Source organism: Rhodococcus sp. PBTS 1 (assembly GCF_001620025.1).
Classification (GTDB): domain Bacteria; phylum Actinomycetota; class Actinomycetes; order Mycobacteriales; family Mycobacteriaceae; genus Rhodococcoides; species Rhodococcoides kroppenstedtii.
In genome coordinates this window covers 3,625,484-3,644,631 of the sequence record NZ_CP015219.1, presented here as the reverse complement: position 1 = coordinate 3,644,631, position 19,148 = coordinate 3,625,484, and the positions used below count along the sequence as shown (strand labels likewise).

16 protein-coding genes are annotated in these 19,148 nt (G+C 64.0%); 4 read left to right on the top strand and 12 right to left on the bottom strand.

The window, feature by feature from the left end:
• Positions 1 to 79 precede the first annotated feature (79 nt).
• The 5 genes from A3Q40_RS16720 to A3Q40_RS16700 are packed head-to-tail and all read right to left on the bottom strand — an operon-like array spanning position 80 to position 9,284.
• Positions 80 to 3,157 (bottom strand): type III restriction-modification system endonuclease, encoded by a 3,078-nt coding sequence (locus A3Q40_RS16720; protein WP_068103900.1) that lies wholly within the window; start codon positions 3,155 to 3,157, stop codon positions 80 to 82.
• Between the two features lie 4 nt (positions 3,158 to 3,161).
• A complete protein-coding gene (locus A3Q40_RS16715) occupies positions 3,162 to 5,117 on the bottom strand; it encodes a site-specific DNA-methyltransferase (protein ID WP_069972975.1) in 1,956 nt (651 codons plus the stop codon).
• Between the two features lie 31 nt (positions 5,118 to 5,148).
• Positions 5,149 to 5,811 (bottom strand): DUF4391 domain-containing protein, encoded by a 663-nt coding sequence (locus A3Q40_RS16710; RefSeq protein WP_068106455.1) that lies wholly within the window; start codon positions 5,809 to 5,811, stop codon positions 5,149 to 5,151.
• A 7-nt stretch (positions 5,812 to 5,818) separates the two neighbouring features.
• A complete protein-coding gene (locus A3Q40_RS16705) occupies positions 5,819 to 9,088 on the bottom strand; it encodes a helicase-related protein (protein ID WP_068103896.1) in 3,270 nt (1,089 codons plus the stop codon).
• A 1-nt stretch (position 9,089) separates the two neighbouring features.
• A complete protein-coding gene (locus A3Q40_RS16700; protein ID WP_068103894.1) occupies positions 9,090 to 9,284 on the bottom strand; it encodes a helix-turn-helix domain-containing protein in 195 nt (64 codons plus the stop codon).
• A gap of 85 nt (positions 9,285 to 9,369) precedes the next feature.
• Here A3Q40_RS16700 and A3Q40_RS16695 point away from each other — a divergent pair, with 85 nt between their 5' ends.
• From A3Q40_RS16695 to A3Q40_RS16685, 3 genes are all read left to right on the top strand, one after another.
• Positions 9,370 to 10,143 (top strand): hypothetical protein, encoded by a 774-nt coding sequence (locus tag A3Q40_RS16695; RefSeq protein WP_157889654.1) that lies wholly within the window; start codon positions 9,370 to 9,372, stop codon positions 10,141 to 10,143.
• A 766-nt stretch (positions 10,144 to 10,909) separates the two neighbouring features.
• Positions 10,910 to 12,529 (top strand): pentapeptide repeat-containing protein, encoded by a 1,620-nt coding sequence (locus tag A3Q40_RS16690; protein WP_157889653.1) that lies wholly within the window; start codon positions 10,910 to 10,912, stop codon positions 12,527 to 12,529.
• 454 nt (positions 12,530 to 12,983) lie between these two features.
• On the top strand, positions 12,984 to 13,226 hold the full coding sequence (locus A3Q40_RS16685) for a hypothetical protein (protein ID WP_068103888.1): 243 nt from the start codon (positions 12,984 to 12,986) through the stop codon (positions 13,224 to 13,226).
• On the opposite strand, the gene A3Q40_RS16680 is transcribed toward A3Q40_RS16685, so the two are convergent.
• From A3Q40_RS16680 to A3Q40_RS16665, 4 genes are all read right to left on the bottom strand, one after another.
• Positions 13,202 to 14,335, bottom strand: coding sequence for a hypothetical protein (locus tag A3Q40_RS16680; protein ID WP_157889652.1), 1,134 nt, complete (start codon positions 14,333 to 14,335; stop codon positions 13,202 to 13,204). The two genes, A3Q40_RS16685 and A3Q40_RS16680, sit on opposite strands and share 25 nt — an antisense overlap.
• 266 nt (positions 14,336 to 14,601) lie before the next feature.
• The gene (locus tag A3Q40_RS19950) at positions 14,602 to 14,949 is read right to left on the bottom strand and encodes a helix-turn-helix domain-containing protein (RefSeq protein ID WP_082833978.1); all 348 of its coding nucleotides are present in this window, start codon (positions 14,947 to 14,949) and stop codon (positions 14,602 to 14,604) included.
• A complete protein-coding gene (locus A3Q40_RS16670) occupies positions 14,949 to 16,016 on the bottom strand; it encodes a tyrosine-type recombinase/integrase (RefSeq protein ID WP_068103884.1) in 1,068 nt (355 codons plus the stop codon). The genes A3Q40_RS19950 and A3Q40_RS16670 overlap by 1 nt, the downstream gene beginning before the upstream one ends.
• A gap of 230 nt (positions 16,017 to 16,246) precedes the next feature.
• Positions 16,247 to 16,606: an Rv2640c family ArsR-like transcriptional regulator gene (locus A3Q40_RS16665; protein ID WP_068103882.1), complete on the bottom strand. Its 360-nt coding sequence runs from the start codon at positions 16,604 to 16,606 to the stop codon at positions 16,247 to 16,249.
• A 96-nt stretch (positions 16,607 to 16,702) separates the two neighbouring features.
• Between A3Q40_RS16665 and A3Q40_RS16660 the strand changes: the two genes are divergently transcribed.
• Positions 16,703 to 17,149 carry an ArsI/CadI family heavy metal resistance metalloenzyme gene (locus A3Q40_RS16660; RefSeq protein ID WP_068103880.1) on the top strand — a complete coding sequence of 149 codons (447 nt, stop codon included), beginning with the start codon at positions 16,703 to 16,705 and terminating at the stop codon, positions 17,147 to 17,149.
• A 59-nt stretch (positions 17,150 to 17,208) separates the two neighbouring features.
• Here A3Q40_RS16660 and A3Q40_RS16655 read toward each other — a convergent pair whose 3' ends face one another.
• From A3Q40_RS16655 to A3Q40_RS16645, 3 genes are read right to left on the bottom strand one after another with little or no spacing between them, the layout of a single operon-like run.
• Positions 17,209 to 18,267, bottom strand: coding sequence for an ArsO family NAD(P)H-dependent flavin-containing monooxygenase (locus tag A3Q40_RS16655; RefSeq protein WP_068103878.1), 1,059 nt, complete (start codon positions 18,265 to 18,267; stop codon positions 17,209 to 17,211).
• 37 nt (positions 18,268 to 18,304) lie between these two features.
• Complete coding sequence (locus tag A3Q40_RS16650; protein ID WP_068103876.1) at positions 18,305 to 18,712, bottom strand: arsenate-mycothiol transferase ArsC; 408 nt, start codon at positions 18,710 to 18,712, stop codon at positions 18,305 to 18,307.
• A complete protein-coding gene (locus tag A3Q40_RS16645) occupies positions 18,709 to 19,131 on the bottom strand; it encodes an arsenate reductase ArsC (RefSeq protein WP_068103874.1) in 423 nt (140 codons plus the stop codon). The genes A3Q40_RS16650 and A3Q40_RS16645 overlap by 4 nt, the downstream gene beginning before the upstream one ends.
• Between the last annotated feature and the right edge of the window lie 17 nt (positions 19,132 to 19,148).

Below are 19,148 nucleotides of genomic sequence, written 5' to 3'. Positions count from 1 at the left end.
TGGTCCGGCTATCGCTCCCCGGCGGTCGGCGAGGGGCGGTCGTCTCACTTTGAGGAAGTGAGACGGCCTCTCATCTCGGCTACGCGGTCACGAGCTGCATCAGCTCGGTGTAGTCGGTGACGACGTTGTACGTGACGTCCCGGCCGTTCTTCACGTTGAGGGATGCGAAGAACTTCCTGGCACACGCGATCTTGGCGTCCTCAACCCCCTTGAGTTGGAGGGTCGAGAGTGACCCCTTGGTCTCGGCGACGAAGTACACATGTTTGACGCTGCCCTCGGTGAAGGCGATCGCCCAGTCGGGGTTGTAGTCGCCGACCGGAGTCGGGATGAAGAAGCCCCGCGGCAGCTTCGCGTAGACCGCGACCTCGTTGCTGGTGTCGATCTCGTTCACGAACTCGCGTTCGACCTTGGAGTCGGTGACGATGTAGTCGTATATGTGCTTCTTCAGTTTGCCGCCGGCACGGGTGAAATCCTGCTTCGTCTGGTTCTCCGTGAAGATTGCCGAGTCGAAGCGGTCGTCCAGTGTGTCGTAGGTCAGGTGCTCGACGATCACGGTGGCCTTCTGCTCGTTAATCAGCCGAGCGGTCTCGGTGATGAACTGCTCCGGGTTGAGCCGAAACTTGGCGAACGTCGCCGGGGTGACCCCGCCGAGGATGGCGGCCGCGGTGCGTCGGGTGAGTTGGGTCTTCGCGGTGATCTCACCGAGAAGGTCGTACTTCACCTGCGAACCGGCCGTGGCCGTTTCGGTTTCGGTGCGTGTGTTTGAGACTGTGAACCCGGCACCGTTGGTGAGGTCGTCGGCGTCGAGGGTGCCTTGTTGCGCACCTTCGTGGATGACGTACTGCATCGCGGCGACGTTGAGGTGCGTGTCGAGCGACTGGATGCACTTACGGATCAGCTCGTTCGAGTCGAACTCGACCCGGTAGACGGCCTTGTGGTTGATCCGGTTCCACAGTGCCTGGAACTCTTTCCTGGCGAAGTTGGCCTCGTTGAGGGGGATCTTCTTCGGCCTGCGGTCGTTCTCCGGAACCGGGACGTCGAGGTAGAGCATGTCCACCAGCGGCCAGACGGAATCGATGACCGGCGCCAGTACCCCGGAGGTCGGCACAGCGAGGGTGCCGGCAGCCTTGTCGTCCTTGTACTTGGAGGTGACGAGCCCGTCCTCGTCGACGTAACCGCTCTGCACCAGATGGAAGTAGATCGCCTTGGCGAGTTTTTCCTCCACCACGGACTCGCCCGACTGGGTTTGGATCGTCTTGCCGGTGAAGAACTCCTCGCTCGCCGCGCGTGGCCGTGCCGACAGGGACTCGGCCATCTCCTTCTGCAGCCCGGTGACGAAGTCGGTGTAGGACTCGTCGGTGACAACGGTGAGTTCGTTGATGTCGTGCACGGTGACCGGGTTGTCCATGCGCTCGCCGTGCTGATCGACCGCCAGGCGCAGTCCGCGGCCGATCTCCTGACGGCGCGAGACCGTGTTGTCGCTCTTCTTGAGCATGCCCATCACGAACACGTTTGGGTTGTCCCAGCCCTCGCGCAGCGCGGAGTGGGAGAATATGAAGCGCACCGGCTCGTCGAACGACAGCAGGCGTTCCTTCTTCTTGAGGATCAGGTCGTAGGCGTCGGTGTCGGTGGACTGGCCTTTGTCGTCGCCCCGGCCGCTGACCTTGCCGTCGATCTGACGCTTGGTCTTTTTGTCGATGGAGAAGTAGCCCTCGTGCACGGCCCGGACGTCGTCACGGCGGAGGTACTTCTGGTGCGCCTCGGTCGATTCGTCGAGAGCGAGTTCACCGAGCACCTCGTCACGGATCCTCGCGTACTCTTCCTCGAACCAGCGGGCGTAGTCGCCGAGGGTGTCCTCGCGGGCGTAGTCGCGGTACTTCGCGACCTCGTCGATGAAGAACAGCGACAGGACCTTGATGCCCCGGCTGAACAGCTCACGCTCCTTGTCGAGATGCGCGCGGATCACCTCACGAATCTGGATGCGGCGCTTCGCTTCCTCCGTCACGTCCTCGGTGACCTGCCCGGCCATGACAATGTCGCCGTTGCTCAGTTCGATGACGTCACGGTTGGCGTCGATGTCGGTGACGAACAGACCCTTGTAGGCCTCGATACCGTTGGAGATGTCATGCAGGTTGGCACCGACGTCGAGGCGCTTGACCTGTCGCTTGATCGGCCCACCCTTGGTCTGCACCTCGAGCTCGACCCGCGCCCGGGGCTTTGCGCCCTTGGCGATCTCGATCGCATCCAAGTACAGGTACGCGGTCGAGCCGGCCAGCCCCTTGACGGTGATACCTCTGACCGCGATCTTCTTGACCAGCTTCTGGTTGTAGGCATCGACAGCATCGAGCCGATGCACCCTGGTGTGCTCGACCTTATGGGTGGCCGAGTACCGCAGCATCATCAGCGCGTTGAACCGCGACAACGCCTCCAACGACTTTGCGGCACCGACCTTCTGCGGCTCGTCAATGATGACGATCGGACGGTTGGCACTGATGACGTCGATGGGGCGACGCGACTGGAAGTCGTCGAGCACGTCGTAGATGCGGCGGTTGTCCTTGCCTGTGGCGTTGAACGCCTGGATATTGATGATCATCACCTGCACGCCGGCATCGGAACTGAACCGCTCGATCTCGTGCAGCTGCGACGAGTCGTAGATGAACGAGCGCGGCTTGGTGCCGTACATCTGCTGGAAGTGTTCGGCGGTCACGTCGAACGACTTCTTGACGCCCTCGCGGATCGCGATCGACGGGACGACGATGATGTACTTCGACCAGCCGTACCGCTTGTGCAACTCCATGATCGTCTTGATGTAGACGTAGGTCTTGCCGGTGCCCGTCTCCATCTCGACGTCGAGATTCGGTGCCCCCGGCGCAGCCTTGCTGTCCACAACCTTGGCCGACAGCGGAAGGTTCCGAGACCGCTGCACCTTCTGCACGTTCTCCAGAAGCTGGGCACCGGTGAGGGCGATCTCGGCATTGCGGAGACCCGGGTCCGGTGTCGAGTTCGCCTCGAACAACGCAGGATTCGAGACCGGCTTCACCTTGCCGGGGTCGATCCGGTAGGAGATGCCGTCGTGTTTGGGCTGCCCGGCGAACACCTCGACCACCGAGTCGACGGCGTCGGTCTGGTACTGCTGAACCTTGAACTGGAGCTTCATCTGATCAGATCGCCTTCACGTCCGTGGCCGGCGAGACCTCACGGAAGACCTGTTCCGCGTTGATACGGGCGTCGTCCGAGGAGAAACCCGAATCCCGGAACACTGCGCGCAGAGGTTCGCGCTTGGCGATGGTGCGCACGAGCTCGGGGCTGACCTCCGAGTCAAAGCACGCAATCAACACCCCCTCCTCGACCACAAAGACCTCGTGACCGTCGATCCGCTCGACGACGATCGGCATCGTTAGTTCGAGGCCCCAGTCAAGTAGCACCTGGAATAGGAGATCCTCGCCAGATCGGTCTGCCTTCACACTGCCTTCCAGTTGATGGAGTGCGAGCTGATCGGTCTCACCAGGCGAGCGCAGCACATCGGCCATGTTGGTGGAGTCCACCCGCAGACTTCTGAAGCCAACATCCAACGTGCCCACCGCAAGTCCAACGCTTTCAAGTACGGCCGAGCCAGCTCGGCGGATGCGCTCTCTTGAAAGTTCAGAAATTGCAGCAAAACCCGCTTTTTGCGCCGTATTTCCTGGTCCAACTCCCTCATCAAGCTGCACTAGAATAAACGAGCGAGTGCCGCCATCGAAAGCATTCTGCTGCATCACCGAATGGGCAGTTGTCCCGGATCCCGCAAAGAAGTCGAGAACGATGGAATCCCGCGAAGATGCAGCCCCAATTAGCGTACGAATAAGACTCACCGGCTTCGGATAGTCGAACCAACTGGGATCTATTCCAATGCGCTCAACATCGGCGGCCCCCTCGTTGGTTGAGATATCCATGAGCAGATCTTTCAGTGAAGTGGAGTCAACGTCACGAACTTTCGTGTAGACCTTCCACCCGCTCGAAGACTCCACGAAAGCCAGATCGTACGATTCGGTCTCGACCTTCCGCGCACTCCATCGGAACGCATGGTAGCGGTTTACGCCGTTGTTGTTCTGCTTCGGGGATATCTTAATGAATCCGTCGTAAGTATGGTTGACAGACACCGGCGAGGTCCTGACCTCTCCAGAATCCTCGTTGTAGTAGATGTCGAAGACAAGGTTTGGTCGCGTCTCTTCATTGAATGCAGAGTTTGTGTTGTATAGCTCATTTTTCAGAACATAGGGTCCGTGCTCGTCATTCTGAACCGCATAATTGAATCCCTTGTAGATGGAAGGCATCAAAGCCTTCATCTGGCTTCCGGACACGCGAAAGGCTCCAGCCTCTTCTGCATGGCGCGCATAGCAGAGCACGTATTCCTTAGTTCCGGCAGCTCCGCTGGACGAAATCTGCCGCCCTTTAAGGTTGCTCGCCCACACGAAGGTATTCAGGTGATTCGCGGCACCGAAGACGAGATCAAGCAATTTCTTGAGATTGTCATACTCATGGTCATCAATCGAAGCGAAGATCACGCCGTCGTCAGTCAGCAAGTTCCGAGCAAGCTTCAACCTCGGGTACATCATGCTCAGCCAGTCCGAGTGGAACCGTCCGTTGGATTCGGTATTCGCCACAAGCTTCACGCCCGCGTCATCTACCTGTCCGGAACGGGCGAGGTACTCCTGCGTGCTCTCAGCAAAGTCGTCCTCGTAGACGAAGTCGTTTCCGGTGTTGTACGGCGGATCGATATAGATCACCTTGACCTTGCCCAGGTAGGACTCCTGGAGCAGCTTGAGTGCGTCGAGGTTGTCGCCCTCGATGAAGAGGTTCTTGGTGGTGTCGAAGTCGACGGATTCCTCGCGCACGGGTCGGAGGGTCTTGGTGATGGGGGCGTTGGCGGCGAAGGCTGCAGCGCGTTTGCCGGGCCAGTCGAGTTGGTAGCGCTCCTGCGGCCCCTCGACGACATGATCCGAAATCTCCTGACGCAGGAGGTCGAAGTCGATGGCTCGCCTCGGATTGCCCTCGGCATCGAGAGTCTCGGTGACGACGCTGGGAAACAGTTCCGCGAGCTTGTCGATGTTCGCGTCGGTCAGGTCGGGGGAGGTCATGCGCAGTTTCTCCACGGTCAGTTCTGCCTCTTCATCTCAATGCGTCCAACTCTGCTTGCTTCGTTTTCAGTGTCCGGCGCAGTTCGATCTTGCGGTTGAATTGCGGCTCGGTGCGGAGCTTGCGCTCCAACGCCGCGATCTCGCGTTCGAGCATTCGTGCGGCGTCCAGTTTGGCCGCAACCTCCGACACATCCTCGCCAGGTCGCACCGCCACCGGGGTCAGCGGTTCCAGGAGCGCGGTGTAGAGGGCGGGCAGGGTGATCACGGTCGGCAGTGGCCGCCGTTCGGTGTCTGCGGGCTGCCAGCCGGTCGAGTAGTAGGCGCTCAGTCGGGGCGCATCGGAACCGAGTTGCTTGTGCGCGGCCACCATCCGTATGCGCTCGGCCTCGCCCTGGCCGCGGCTAATCTCGAAGACGATCGGGAACGGGATGGCCTTGTCGATCGCAGTCAGCACCGGCTCGGAGACGTCGGTGTCCTTCGCATCGATCCGGAACACCTGTATCTCGGGGACCACGTCGCTACCGGGCAGGTTAACGGTGGCCTCGGCGAGTTTGTACGCCCAGGTGATGCGTCGCACCTCGGCGACGATCTTCTCCCTCACCGCGGCAGGGATGGTGCCGTGCTGATAGAACTTCTCTTTCGAGATGCGGCTGCCGAACTGTGCTGCATCAGGCCACCGGTACAGCAGGTTCATGCCGGGGTCACGCATCCGTCGGCGCCTCACCATCGGGGTCGACGACGGCGATAAAGGCAATGAGTTCGAAGTCGTCAAGGCCGGCGATGGTCTGGGCGAGGGCGGTGGTATGGCCGCCGGTGAACAGGCTGTCGATGTCGCGTTCCTCGGTGACGTCGATCATCGAATGGATCGCGTCGGTGAGCAGTTCGGAGTACCGGTCCATGTTCGCGCCCTCGCCGGTGGCGGCGTTGAAGATGCGGACGACGTCGGCGACGGGCTCGTCGTGGGGGCGGCAACCGGCCCGGATCAGGTCGAGCAGGTGCTTGACCTCGGTGTGGTCGGCGACGACGGTGCCGTCGTCGCCGAGGTAGACGAGGTAGTGTGGGTGGAGCCGGTTGCCGCGGTTGATGTTCTCGTCAGCGTTGACGTTCCGCAGTGCGAAGATCACGCCGGGCGTCAGCCCTCTGGTGGGATCTGCGGGTACGACGGCGTGCAGGCCCTTCGGTGCGGCGGCCAGATCGCCGTACTCCTTAAGGTATCCGAGCAGATCCATCCGGAAATCGTTGAGCCCGAGGTCGGTGATGGAGACACCGGTGCGGACGTCCTCAAGTTCGATGACCTCGTCCTGCAGCTTGCGGAGCTGCTCCTTACGGAACGCGACGTCGGAGTCTTCGAGAGTGAGAACGTTATCGTCGGCGGTGCCGGCGAGGTCGGCGATGACCATCCGGTTCTCCACCCGTTCCTTGAGTTTGATGTACTCGTCGAGGGAGATGTCGGGCCAGAAGTTCACCAGCTGGATGTGGGTGTTCGTCGACCCGATTCGGTCTACACGGCCGAACCGCTGGATGATCCGCACCGGGTTCCAGTGGATGTCGTAGTTGACCAGGTAGTCGCAGTCCTGAAGGTTCTGTCCCTCGCTTATCACATCGGTACCGATCAGGACGTCGATCTCGATCGTCTCCTTCGGCATGGTCAGGTGCCGCTGCTTCGATCGCGGCGAGAACAGGGTCAGAACCTCCTGGAAGTCGTAGCCGGTGCCGATCGTGGTCTTCGCCCCGTTCCCGCCGCCGGTGACGAGCCCGAGTTCCATCCCGTCTCGACTCCACTCGGGGCCGAGCTCTCGGTAGAGGTAGTTGGCGGTGTCGGCGAACGCGGAGAAGATCAACACCTTGCGGTTCCCGTCGTTGATCGGGTTCGCCGCCTTGTCCGCGATGAGGTCCTTCAGGGCGCGGAGTTTCAGGTCGCGTTCGGGCGTGACCTTGTGCATCTCCATGAGCAGTCGGTGCAGCGTCTCGCGGTCGTTCCACAGATCCCGCTGCCAGGAGTCGACGTCGATGTCCTCGAGGTCGATCTTGATCTTGTCGCCGAACACGAGCGCCTCGGCGTCGGCGGCGTCCTCTTCGTCGACTTCGAGATCGTCGAGGTCGACGTCCATGTCGGTGAGCGAACCTTGACGCCCCTCGAGGCGGCCGAGCGTTCGATCAACCGTTCCTTCGATCTTCGTCAGCGTCAGCCGGAACGCGTCGACCGAACTCTCGAGACGCTTGAGCAGGTTGACCGTCATGAGCTTCTTCAGACCCTGCTCACGGCCCTGCTGGCCCAGGTTGGCCTTGCCGCCGGCGGTGCCGACGTTGTAGAGATCCTCGTACTTCTGCAGGCGGCTGGGGAAGACGTACGCCAGCGGCGTGTACACGGCGAGCGTTAACTGCTGCAACTGCTCGAAGATTTCGTCGAACGTCGGGACGTCGTCGAGGTCGGTGAGCGGCTGCCGGATCGACCGGGGCGGCAACCGCTTCGGGAACACGCCCACCTTCGACGTGTCATAGAACGCCTGAATGTGTTTGCGGGAGCGGGCAATCGTCACCGAGTCGAGCAACTCGAAAAAGTCGAAGTCGAGCATCTGCAGGATGCGGTCGGTCGTGCGGTCCTCGGCATCGAGCTTCGACCAGGCATTGAACACGGTCTGTGCATCCTTGAACACCTTCTCGACCGTCGTGGAGATTCTCAGATGCTTCGCAAGGTTGTCCGACTCGCCCTCGTAGGCGAGCTGCAGCTGGTTCTTCAGATCGCTGAACTTGTTGTTCACCGGGGTGGCCGAGAGCATGAGCACCTTCGTCTTCACACCCTCGCGGATCACCTGCCGCATCAGCCGCTGATAACGTGACTCGCGTTCACCCGAGTAGTCGGCGTTGCGGAAGTTATGGGACTCGTCGATCACGACCAGGTCGTAGTTTCCCCAGTTGATCCGATCCAGCCGCAGCCCCATCGACTCGCCCCGGGTGCGAGACAAGTCGGTGTGGGCGAGCACGTCGTAATTGAAGCGGTCGCCAGCGAAGATGTTGGTGGTCAGGTTCGCGTTGTAGTTCGTCCAGTTCTCCGCGAGCTTCTTCGGGCATAACACGAGTACCGACTTGTTGCGCAGCTCGTAGTACTTGATCACCGCCAGCGCGGTGAACGTCTTACCCAGGCCGACGCTGTCGGCGAGGATGCAGCCGTTGTAGGTTTCGAGCTTGTTGATGACCCCGGTCGCGGCGTCGCGCTGGAAGTTGTACAGGCTCTGCCACACCTTGGTGTCCTGGTACCCGGTGCGGTCATTGGGCAGGACGTCCTCGTTGATGTCGTCGAGGAACTCGGCGAACAAGTTGTAGAGGATCAGGAAGTAGATGCGCGCCGGGGAGTTCTCGGCATACACGCTGGCGATGTGATCGTGGACCGCCTGCGTGACGTCATCGAGCTGGTCCGGGTTGTTCCAGATCTGGTCGAAGATGTCGAGGAGATGCCGCGTCTCGGGGGCGCCCTCGAACTTGGTGCTCATGTTCGAGACCGCCGGCCCACGCTCGTAGCCGAGGTCGGCGGTCGTGAATCCCTGAATCGGGAAGTAGGCGGCGGTCTCGTCGACCACCGCCAACTGCTGCATCGGGTTCCCAGTGGCGTTCGACCGGAACGTCACCTTGCGGCGCACCCAGTCGGCGCACTCCTTCGCGATTGCGCGCTGGGTCAGCTTGTTGCGCAGCCTGATCTCGAAGTCCGAGCCGTACAGGCTCGACTCAGCGTGTCCCCCCGGGATGAAAAACTCGCGGCGCTCCTTGCGCAGCCTGTCTGTCACCTTCTCCGTCACAAAGGAAGGGGAGGTGAAGATGAACTCCAACTCGGAGACCTGCTCCAGCTTCTTGCGCAGCGCCTCGAACGCAAAGATCGAGAAGGTCGATGCCGCAATGCGCACCTTCGCGCCCGGCGTGATCTCCGTCTTGAGGTCGTCCCCGAGCAGGTCGTTGACGTTGTCGATGCTTCGCACGTCAGCCCTCCGCCGTGTCATGGTCCGCAGCGGCCCCACCACGAATCCAATCGTCGATCTCGCTGGCCTGGAACTTCCACAGCCGGCCGACCTTGTGAGCGGGCATGCCCTTCTCCGCGATCCAGGTGTACACGGTGTCCTTGGTGACGCCGAGGTGGATGGCGATGTCGTCAGCGGACAGCCACGGTTCGGACACTGGCACCCCTCCGGAATCATCGACCGATCGTGTATCGGTCTCTCGGGACGTTACAGGTTTAAACCTGGTTTAACCTTGTTAGGGAGTGCTGCACGATCAGGTGACAGCATTGGCCTGCCCTATCTGTTGGGTAGGGCCGTCGCGAATGAACCTGCGCGAGCGCCATGATGAGCCCATGGTGAAACAGGGCGTCGGGTTCGGTGTGGTGGGCATGATTGCGGCGGTCCTGGGGACAGTGCTGTCGGGAACCGTTTTCTCACCCGGCGGCTGGAGCGGGTACGTGGTGGTCGGGCAGGGTTTCATCGGCGATTTACCTCCGTCGGGCGTCCAATCGGTCGTCGAGGCTGCGCTGGTGGGGTTCGTCCTCGGAGCACTGCTGGGTGCGGCGCTGCACGGGCTCGGTGTCACGGTGTCGGGCGATCCGGTGGTTCGCCCGGGGCGGGTCGCCGCAGCCGGTGTTGTGGGAGCAGCGGTGGGTCTGTCGCCGGCGCTGGTCGTGATCGGGGCCGCCTTCTCGGGCTCGTCGTGGATAGACGGTGTCGCCACCGGGTACCTGACGTTGCCGCTGTACGCGGTCAGTGCTGCCCTGGCCTGGATCGCCGCGACCGTGTCCGTGCGACTGTTGATGAAACGATGGGACGACACCTGGTCCACCCCTACGGTCCGGGCGACGGCCGCAGCCGCACCCCTCGGCGGCATCGCGGCAACCGCCGCCGGCTCTGCAACAGCGTGGTGGCTCGGCTTCGACACTTCCGCACCCACCTTCGTCGCAGTCATCACCGTGGTTACTGCCGTCCTGGCAGCAGCGTTTGGACTTGCCAGGAAGTGGGCGGTCACCAAGACATCGCCGTCTCATTGACTCCTGCGCGTGCGGCCCGACGGGTCCGTCAGATCAGTAGTGCCCCTGGGGCGACTTCTGAGGCCGCACCCGTCGCAATATTTCGGCTCACGCCATCTGCACCGCCGCGACAGAACCGTTGAGAGCACGCTTGCCAGACGCCCTCGTCTGGAGGCAAACGCAGCCACCCCGCTGCTCTGACGTGGTGGCGCACCGCTTGACCGCATGCTGTGCCGCTCACGGCGCAGAATCTGGTCATTTTCAGACGCTGTCGCACACCGCTACTGCGTACCCCGAAGTCGGGAGTGGCGTCCCAAGGTGCTGTGACCGGCGATCGGGAATCGGGGGGGCACGACGATCGCGCGTGTCAGAACTGGTCGTAGAGACACATCTCGCCGGTTCGGTTTCGGACATGAGTTCCGACACGCCCACCGCTCAGGAGCGACGTGTCAGTTGCGTCGCGTGTCTAAAACGATCGTTACTGACACACCTCCGATAAGGACCGTTCGAGATGGTCAATCCGACGCCCAGACACGCGACTAGAGCCGCTACCGCGACCCGCGGGACGTGGCCGGTTCCGTCGCTCCCGCACAATCCCGCTGCGTACTCCCACGGGTGGAAGGTGGTCGACTCAGTCTGTGCGCGCCGCATCCATCGACTCACGCCGCACAACCAGCGTGCCGCGACCGCCGCCAACCCCAACGGCAGCAGATACGCCGCCACCCGCTCCACAGTCGAAACGTGAGCCACCCACCACGCCGCCGCCCCCGCACTACTGTCACGGAGCGTGCAACCAGGTAGCCCCGCCACCCCGCCGGCCGACCAGAACGACAGTAGCCCCGACGGCACACGAGAACAGGCCGGCCGCCTCGCCGGAGCCAACCGCAGCGCCCCCGGCAGCCACAAGCACTCCTCAGCACTCACCATTTACGTACAACGGCACTGGAAGACCATCTACCCGACCGCCTTCCTCGGCGGAGCCGGCCTCGGCTTCGGCGCACCCACCGCCTGGAGATGGTTCCTCGACCAAGACCTCACCCCAGGTCACGGCACCGTCATCGGCGGCATGTTCGTCGGACTCGCCGCCATCGTCGCCTATACCGGAACCCACCTCAGTCGCAAAAGCACCGAACGCATAGCCGCCGAGAAGAACACCCTCGACGCCGCCACCGCCGACCGCGCCCACCACCTCGCCGTCACCCAAGAACTCCGCGCACGATTCGTCACCATCGCAGCCCAGTTCGCCGACCCCTCAACCGAAGTCCGGCTCGCCGCCGTCTACGCACTCGAAGCGCTCACCGACGACTGGATCGACCGCGAGGCCCACCATGAAGCCCAAACCTGCATCAACTACTACTGCGGCTACCTCACCCGCCCCTACACCCCACCCACCGAACACCCCCACCTACGCCAAACCATCGTCACACCCGACACCGCCACCACCATCCAACGCACCTATACCCACCCCCACGACGACCTCCACGTCCGACAAGCCATCACCCGCACCATCGCCAACCACACCCAACCCGAGCACCACCACAACTGGAGCACCTACGACTACAACCTCAGCGGCGCCCACCTCCACAACGCCGACTTCAAAGGCAGCCTCTTTCACGGTGATGCGCTGTTCAGCAAAACGCGGTTCCACGGTGAGCGGACGTCATTTGGCGGGGCGCGGTTCCACGGTGATCGGACGTGGTTCGACAGGGCGCAGTTTCACGGTGTGAATACGTCGTTCCCCGGAGCGCAGTTCCACAGTCAGCAGACGTGGTTCGACGAGGCGCAGTTCCACAGTAGGCGGACGCGGTTCGACGACGCGCGGTTCCACGGTGAGCAGACGTCATTCGTCTGGGCGCGGTTCCACGGTAAGCAGACGTCATTCGGCGATGCGCGGTTCCACGGTAAGCAGACGTCATTCGGCGGGGCGCGGTTCCACGGTGAGGAGACGTGGTTCGGCAATGCGCGGTTCCACGGTGAGCTGACGTGGTTCGTCGATGCGCAGTTCCACAGTCAGCAGACGTCGCTCGTCGATGCGCAGTTCCACAGTCAGCAGACGTTGTTCGACGAGGCGCAGTTTCACGGTGAGCTGACGTCGTTCGTCTTTGCGCGGTTCCTCGGTGAGCTGACGTCGTTCGGCGGGGCGCAGTTCCACAGTAAACAGACGTGGTTCGCCGGGGCGCAGTTCCACGGTAAGCAGACGTCATTCGGCGGGGCGCAGTTCCACGGTGAGCGGACGTCATTCGGCGGGGCGCAGTTCCACGGTAAGCAGACGTCGTTCGAATCGCCGGCGGCGTGGAACAACGTGTACTTCGACTGGGATCCGCAGATTCCCTACGCGGTCAAGGGCGTACAACCCGTGAACGTTCTTCCTGCTATCTGGCCACCCACAGTTTTTACAGGGGACTGACCTTACCCATCGCGCTACCGCGGCCCGGCGGGGACGTGGCCGGTCTCCGTCGCTCCCGCACAACGCCGCTGCGTGCCTAACGGGTGGGAGGTGGCAGCTCGGGCGCTGTGACCGCCGTCCGGGCACCGCAGGCCGGCCGCGGGCGCCGGCCCCCCTCCGGGTGTCCCTGATCGGAGCTCCGCTGCGCTCCGCCCTGCCGAAGAGCATCGTTCTTTCGGCACATCTGGCTACCTGCGATGCTGCGGCACTCCCTCCCTTGTCCGCCAACACCCGACCTCCGCTGCGCTCCGGCCCCTGCGGGGTCCGACAACTTTTCGGCCCGCGGTCCTCCGCTGCGCTCCGGCCCCCGAAAACTTCCCGGCTCGAATGTTGGCGACCGGTCACTCGCACCGCCTCCTCTACACCACGCCAGATGACGGCGAAAGAACGCCAGGGGAGAAGGGGACCGATCACCATGACCACACACCGCACCGCCCGCACCACCGCCAAGTCCGCCGAGGACAAGGCCGACGCCCGCCGTGAGTTGGCCGCGCAGCTGCACGCCTCGATCACCGACCAGGTCGCCGCGCTGGTGGACTCGGATGTGTGGCGGGCGTACCTCGACCACATGGCTGCGTTCCACTCGTACTCCACTGGCAGGGTTGCCGTATTCGATCCTTCGAATAGCGGGACTCAGGAGTGGCGGTTGGCGGCGTAGTTCGTCCATTGGCCGTTTGCTCGGAGCGTGTGCTGCGCGACAGTGTGTGCGTTCAGGCCCAGCATCGCTTCGAGTGCGCTCGGTGGGAGTTCTCGGGTGAGGTGGGAGATGGCGGACAGTCTCAGGGCCCGCGGGCTGATGCCGATGTGACGCAGACGGTTACCGAGTGCGGTCGCCGTCAATGGCTTGTCGGCGTGGCGACCGGGGAACAGCCACGTCCGAGGTATCTGCTCGGCGGTTCCTGCGCGTCGTAGTTGGGGTAGTTGCAGTGCGATCTGGGCGAACGGATCCGGTAGGAGGAGCGTGTCGGCGCTGCCGAGTCGCAGTTCGACCCCGGCGTTGGTTTCGGTGACGTGGGCAGTGGTGAGCCCGGCGATGCGGGTGAGCGGTTGGGCGAACAGTGCGATCAGAGCGCCGGCGAGCCGGTCGGCGGGGTCCAGCGCCTCGTCGTGGACGAGGCGTCGACAGATCTGCCACCTTTCGTCGTCGTCGGTGGGGACTTCGGCCCGACCTCGGTAGCTCGGGGGGAGGGTGAGTGTGCGGGGCAGGTGCCGGTTGCGTCGTGCCCACGTCAGGAACGACCTCACACGCCAGTGGACTGCTCCGGGCGTACTGAACCAGGTGTCGATGTCGTGTTGCGTGCATTCGCCGAGTGCTGTCGAGCGCTTCTGCAGCAGGTCGAGGAACAGTGCCGATTGGCGAATCTGTGAGCGGGCGTTCTGGGCGCTGACGTGGCTTTCCCGTTTCTCCGTCGCCGCCCGCAGTCTGGGTAGTACGGCCCAATATGTCCACCTGGTCAGGAGTGCGCGGTGGTTCGGGGTCAGGCGGCTCAGTAATTGGGGGAGTTGGGCTTCGAGGTGGCGCAGGCTTCGGTCGAGGTCGGGACCGAGGATGCCGGTGGCGACGAGGAGCGAGCGAAGGTGGTCGACTGACTTCTGGTGCGGGAGGGTGTCGAACGACGCGTGGGTGAGGGTGATGCTGCCGTCCTGTATCGAGTGCAGCAGGGGTGTGGTGCGGATGAGCCATCGGCGGGTGGTGACGGGTTCGGCGCGCAGGAGCGGCTGCCGCAGCGGTGCGAGCGGGCTGTCGGCGTCTGGAGGGATGATCACGTCGAGGCGGCGGGTCAGTGTGCACAGGTGACACATGGTGTCGCCTTCGACTCTGGTCAGAGCTAAACCTTGTCCATCGCAACAGGTGCAGGTGCGACGCGCCTTCTGGCGGCACCACCGGCAGGTGTCGTTGTCGTCCAACAGTTTGTCCGGTTTTGTGCAGCCGGCGCACGTGCCGCGGTGCTGCGTGGCTCGTTTTCTGCAGCGGTCGCAGACCGTCTTGCCGCGAACCTCGGCGGTGGTGCAGATGCGGCACCGTCCTGCGATCACCGTGGCCGGATGTCGGCGCGTCGGGGTGTTCGTGTCTTGGCGCGGGTGGTCGCGGCCGCGGTGTCGGGGCGGTGTGTCGATGTTCCGGTCGCTGTCCCGCTGGCGGGTTCGGCGATCGGTTCGATGAGGTCGTTGGGTGTGCAGGTGAGGATGTCGCACAGTGCCATCAGGGTGCGCAGGCTCAGACGTTCGGGTGTCCCGGTGACCAGGCGATACACCTGTGCTTCGGAGAGTGTGATGCCCCGTTCGGCGAGGAGGGGTCCGAGTCCGGTGGTCGCGAAGATGCCCTGGTCGGCCAGGAGGCGGCGCAGATGCCACTGGTAGTTCAGCTGCGGGTGCGGCATCAATTCTCCTCGTCGGTGCTCGCGGTGGTGAACGCCCGACTCAGTGCTCGTCGGAGGGCGTTGTTCTTGTAGTCGGTGCCGACGCTGGTGTAGATCGCGGTGGTCGATCCCCAGGAGTGTCCGAGTTGTTGTTGGACGAAGAGGTGATCGAAGCCGTCCTCGAGCAGATGTGTCGCATACGAGTGGCGCAGACAGTGCGGGCCGAGGTGTTTCTCGAGCCCGACGGCGTCGCGGTACTCGGCGAACCGTTGGGAGATCGACACCGCTCCCACCCGCGCGCTGCGCTCGGTGGGCCAGAGGGCGAGTTGGTCGGAGTCGTAGAGGGGCCGGATCTCGGTGACCCACTCGTCGACGGCCTCGGCGGCCCATTCCATGGTGGTCAGGACCGTGCGGCGCCGCGGCGGCCCGCCGGAGAGGGCTTTGCCGTGGCGCACCGACAGCGCCCCGTAGCGGCCGAACTCGGTGGCCGCCGGGTTGGCGGTCCAGTCGACGGTGTCGAGCATCGAGGCCTCCCGGCGGCGCAGGCCCCAGGCGTAGATCACCTTGAACAGCGTCGCGTCGCGATAGCTTGCCAACCATCCCTTACGGCCGGAGGCGCCGACCCGGTTCACCCGGGTGTCGCAGTAGTCGAAGAACGCCTGCAGCTCGTCGCGGGTGAGCGGCCGATTCCCGGGCCGCCCTTCGTAGTCGCTGCGGTGCACGACCATGTTCCATTCATGGAAGATCTGCACCGGGTGCACCCCGAAGTGCCGCTCACAGACCTCGTGCCACCGGTAGCGGACGTCGGAGATGTAGCTGCAGAACAGTGATGCCGCCATCTGATACAGCCGCACCGTCGAATGCGCGGCCCCCGACTCCACCAGATGCGTCGTCCACTCCTCTACGTCCGCCGACGACCACCGCCACGGGTAGTCGTTGGTGAAGACCACCAACCTGCGCACGATCTGTGTCCGCCGCTCGATGGTCAGATTCGCGAGCATCCGCGAGCGCTGCTGTTGCTCCCAACCTTCGATCATCGCCGCGAGCACGGTCTCCTCGGGCGCGAGCAGCGACAGGCCGTCTCGCATCAGATGATCTGCAGATCCCTCAGCGCGAGGAGCGCTCGCGCCGATGATGCCCTTGGATGACATCGCATGAACGTATCACGCATCTGATGCAAGTACGGTTGCGGCAGCGACCGAGGGTCGAGGCGATCGGTGGTTTCGCGGTTGGGGGTTCAGTGTTGTTTCAAGAGAACGTGATCAGATTCCGTCACAGTCCTCTGGCGATGGAACGAGTCGATCCTCCAGTGGCACGCTCACCGGCAGCACGCAGGGTCCAGGACGGCGCGAAGCGCGTCGAGCGCCTCAGGACGCGCCGAGTAGTAGACGTTCATGCCCCGCCGCTCGGAGACCACCATGCCCGCCCTGCGCAGTTGACCGAGGTGGTGGCTGACGGTCGACTCGGCGAGTTCCAGCGCGCCGGCGAGGTCGCACGTGCACACTGCCCCTGCGGTGTCGGTGAGCAGCAAGGACATCAAGCGGATGCGCATCGGGTCGGCGAGCGCCTTGAGTCGCACGGCCACCTCGAGTGCGGCATGTTCGTCCATCGGCGCAGCGGAGACGGGGGCGCAGCACACCGGGGTGGTGGTGTCGATGATCGGCAACGTCTTGGGCACGGACCCGACTCTACAACGTTCTTGACATATGTCGAATACGTGGCGCACCCTGTGGTGGCCAACAATTCGACATATGTCGCATACCTGGAGGTTCGGATGTCCCGTGCTCAACTTGCCCTCAACGTCGACGACATCGACACCGCGATCACGTTCTACAGCAAGCTCTTCGGCGTTGCGCCGGCGAAGGTCAAGCCCGGCTACGCCAACTTCGCCGTCACCGAACCGCCCTTGAAGCTGGTGCTGATCGAGAACCCCGGCCAAAGCGGCACCATCAACCATCTCGGCGTCGAAGTCGAGTCGTCGAGCCGGGTGCACGAGGAGATCGCCCGCCTGACCGGCGAGGGGCTGTTCACCGACGAGGAGATCGGGACGACCTGCTGCTTCGCCACGCAGGACAAAGTGTGGGTGACGGGACCAAATGGGGAGCGCTGGGAGGTCTACACCGTCCTCGCGGACTCGGACACCTTCGGATCGCAGCCGATTCCGGCGCCCGCACCCAGCGTCACCACCGGCTCGACGTCGACGGCCACTTCCTGCTGCTGACTTCCACCTGCATCGGCGCGCCGCATCGCACGTGAACTCTCCCCACCGCGATCCTGCGATCAGCCCGTGAGGGTCGCGGTCAGGTGCCCCACCGCGTGCCGTGCGGTGCGGCCGACACCGATCAGTGTCGCCGACGCGGGCCCGGTCCAGTCGCCGTAGCCGAGGAAGACCATGGTGGGTTCGCCGGCGGCGTGCAGACCGTCCATCGCGATGCCGCCGTCAGTGGTGGGCAGGTGCAACGGCTGGAGATGCCGCAGCGCCGGCCGGAACCCGGTGCACCACACCACCGCATCGACCCGTTCGTCAATGCCGTCGGCGGTGACGACACCCTCGGCCGTGAGCGCGGTGAACATCGGGTGCGCCCGCAGAGCGCCGCGATCGCGGGCGTCCCGGACCGACGGCACCATGACGACGTCGCCGAGCCCGGCCACACCGCGGGTGTCGTCGTCGCCGGCGGCGAGTGCCCGGGCGCGGCGGGTGGCGACGTCGAACAGCACCCGGCCGTCGACGTCGTCGGGCAGGAACCGCGGGGGCCGGGTGGTGAACCAGAGGGTGTCGGCGATGGTGGAGATCTCGGCGAGGATCTGCGCGGCGGAGTTGCCGCCCCCGACGACGGCGACCCGTCGTCCGGTGAAGCTATCGGGTCCGTCGTACTGCGCGGTGTGGATCTGACGGCCCCGAAAGGTCCGTATGCCGGGGTAGGTGGGCCAGAATGGCCGGGACCAGGTGCCGGTCGCGTTGATGACCGCCTGCGCCGACCAGGATCCCGCGGTGGTCTCGACCAGGTACCCGGAACCGTTGTGGCGCACCGCGGTTACGCTGACCGGTCGCTGCACCGGCAACTCGTACCGTTGTTCGTACGCGGTCAGGTAGTCGACGACGTGCGATCCGGGTGGGAACTCCTGCGACGACGGGGGCATCGGCCACCCCGGCAACCGGGAGTGCGCGGCGGGGGAGAACAGGTGCAATGACGGCCAGTACTCCCGCCACGATCCGCCGGGAGTGGGCTGGTCGTCGAGAGTGACATGCTCGAGGCCCGCTCGGCGAAGGTAGTAGCCGGCGGCGAGGCCTGCCTGTCCACCGCCGATGACCACCACCCGAACATGGGTGGTGGTCATCGGGTTCGTGCGGTCGGTGTGCAGTGCGGTGATGGGGTCAGCGTCGTAGCCGGGCCGCGAGTTCGTCGACGCGAGCGGCGATGTCGTCGCGTACCAGACGCATCCGCTCGATGCCCTCGATCCCTCGGGTGGACGGCTCGTCGGTGTCCCAGTCCAAGTAGGTCGGTCCCTCGACCGGGTCGATCGTCGCCTCGCTGCCGAGGGTGATCACGTAGTCCATGCGCGACAACAGCTCCGGATCGATCGGCTTGGGGTGCTCGCCGGTGAGGTCGACCCCGACTTCGAGCAGCGTCTGCGCGGACAGGGCGTTGACGCTGTCGCCGGGCCGGGTGCCGGCGGAATGCACCTCGACGTCGTCGCCGGCGGCCTTGCGCATCAGCCCGGCGGCCATCTGTGATTTGCCGCCGTTCTTCACGCACACGAACAGCACACTCGGCGTGCTCATCGCGCTGCGTCCGCTCGAGCGGGAACGAGTTCGGAGAGCAGATTCTCCACGCGGGCCTTGATCTGGTCGCGGATCGGGCGCACCGCCTCGAGGCCCTTGCCGGCAGGGTCGGGCAGCGCCCAGTCCCGGTAGCTGATGCCCGGGAAGATCGGGCAGGCGTCGCCGCAGCCCATGGTGATCACCACGTCGGAGGTCTCCACGGCGTCGGGGGTGAGGATCTTGGGGGACTGGTCGGAGATGTCGATGCCGATCTCGGCCATTGCCTCGACAGCGGCGGAGTTGATGGCTTCGGCGGGGGCGCTGCCGGCGGAGCGGACCTCGACGGCGCCGCCGCCGAGGTGGGTGAGGAAGGCGGCGGCCATCTGCGACCGGCCTGCGTTGTGGACGCAGACGAACAGCACACTGGGTTTGTCGGACATGGGGGTGTGCACCTTTC

Excerpts from the sequence above, each read along its gene's own strand:
- A3Q40_RS16720 (WP_068103900.1), bottom strand. The coding sequence starts at position 3,157 with ATGAAGCTCCAGTTCAAGGTTCAGCAGTACCAGACCGACGCCGTCGAC.
- A3Q40_RS16710 (WP_068106455.1), bottom strand. The coding sequence starts at position 5,811 with ATGAACCTGCTGTACCGGTGGCCTGATGCAGCACAGTTCGGCAGCCGC.
- A3Q40_RS16655 (WP_068103878.1), bottom strand. The coding sequence starts at position 18,267 with ATGACCACCACCCATGTTCGGGTGGTGGTCATCGGCGGTGGACAGGCA.
- A3Q40_RS16685 (WP_068103888.1), top strand. The coding sequence starts at position 12,984 with ATGACCACACACCGCACCGCCCGCACCACCGCCAAGTCCGCCGAGGAC.
- A3Q40_RS16660 (WP_068103880.1), top strand. The coding sequence starts at position 16,703 with ATGTCCCGTGCTCAACTTGCCCTCAACGTCGACGACATCGACACCGCG.
- A3Q40_RS19950 (WP_082833978.1), bottom strand. The coding sequence starts at position 14,949 with ATGCCGCACCCGCAGCTGAACTACCAGTGGCATCTGCGCCGCCTCCTG.
- A3Q40_RS16645 (WP_068103874.1), bottom strand. The coding sequence starts at position 19,131 with ATGTCCGACAAACCCAGTGTGCTGTTCGTCTGCGTCCACAACGCAGGC.
- A3Q40_RS16650 (WP_068103876.1), bottom strand. The coding sequence starts at position 18,712 with ATGAGCACGCCGAGTGTGCTGTTCGTGTGCGTGAAGAACGGCGGCAAA.
- A3Q40_RS16670 (WP_068103884.1), bottom strand. The coding sequence starts at position 16,016 with ATGCGAGACGGCCTGTCGCTGCTCGCGCCCGAGGAGACCGTGCTCGCG.
- A3Q40_RS16715 (WP_069972975.1), bottom strand. The coding sequence starts at position 5,117 with ATGACCTCCCCCGACCTGACCGACGCGAACATCGACAAGCTCGCGGAA.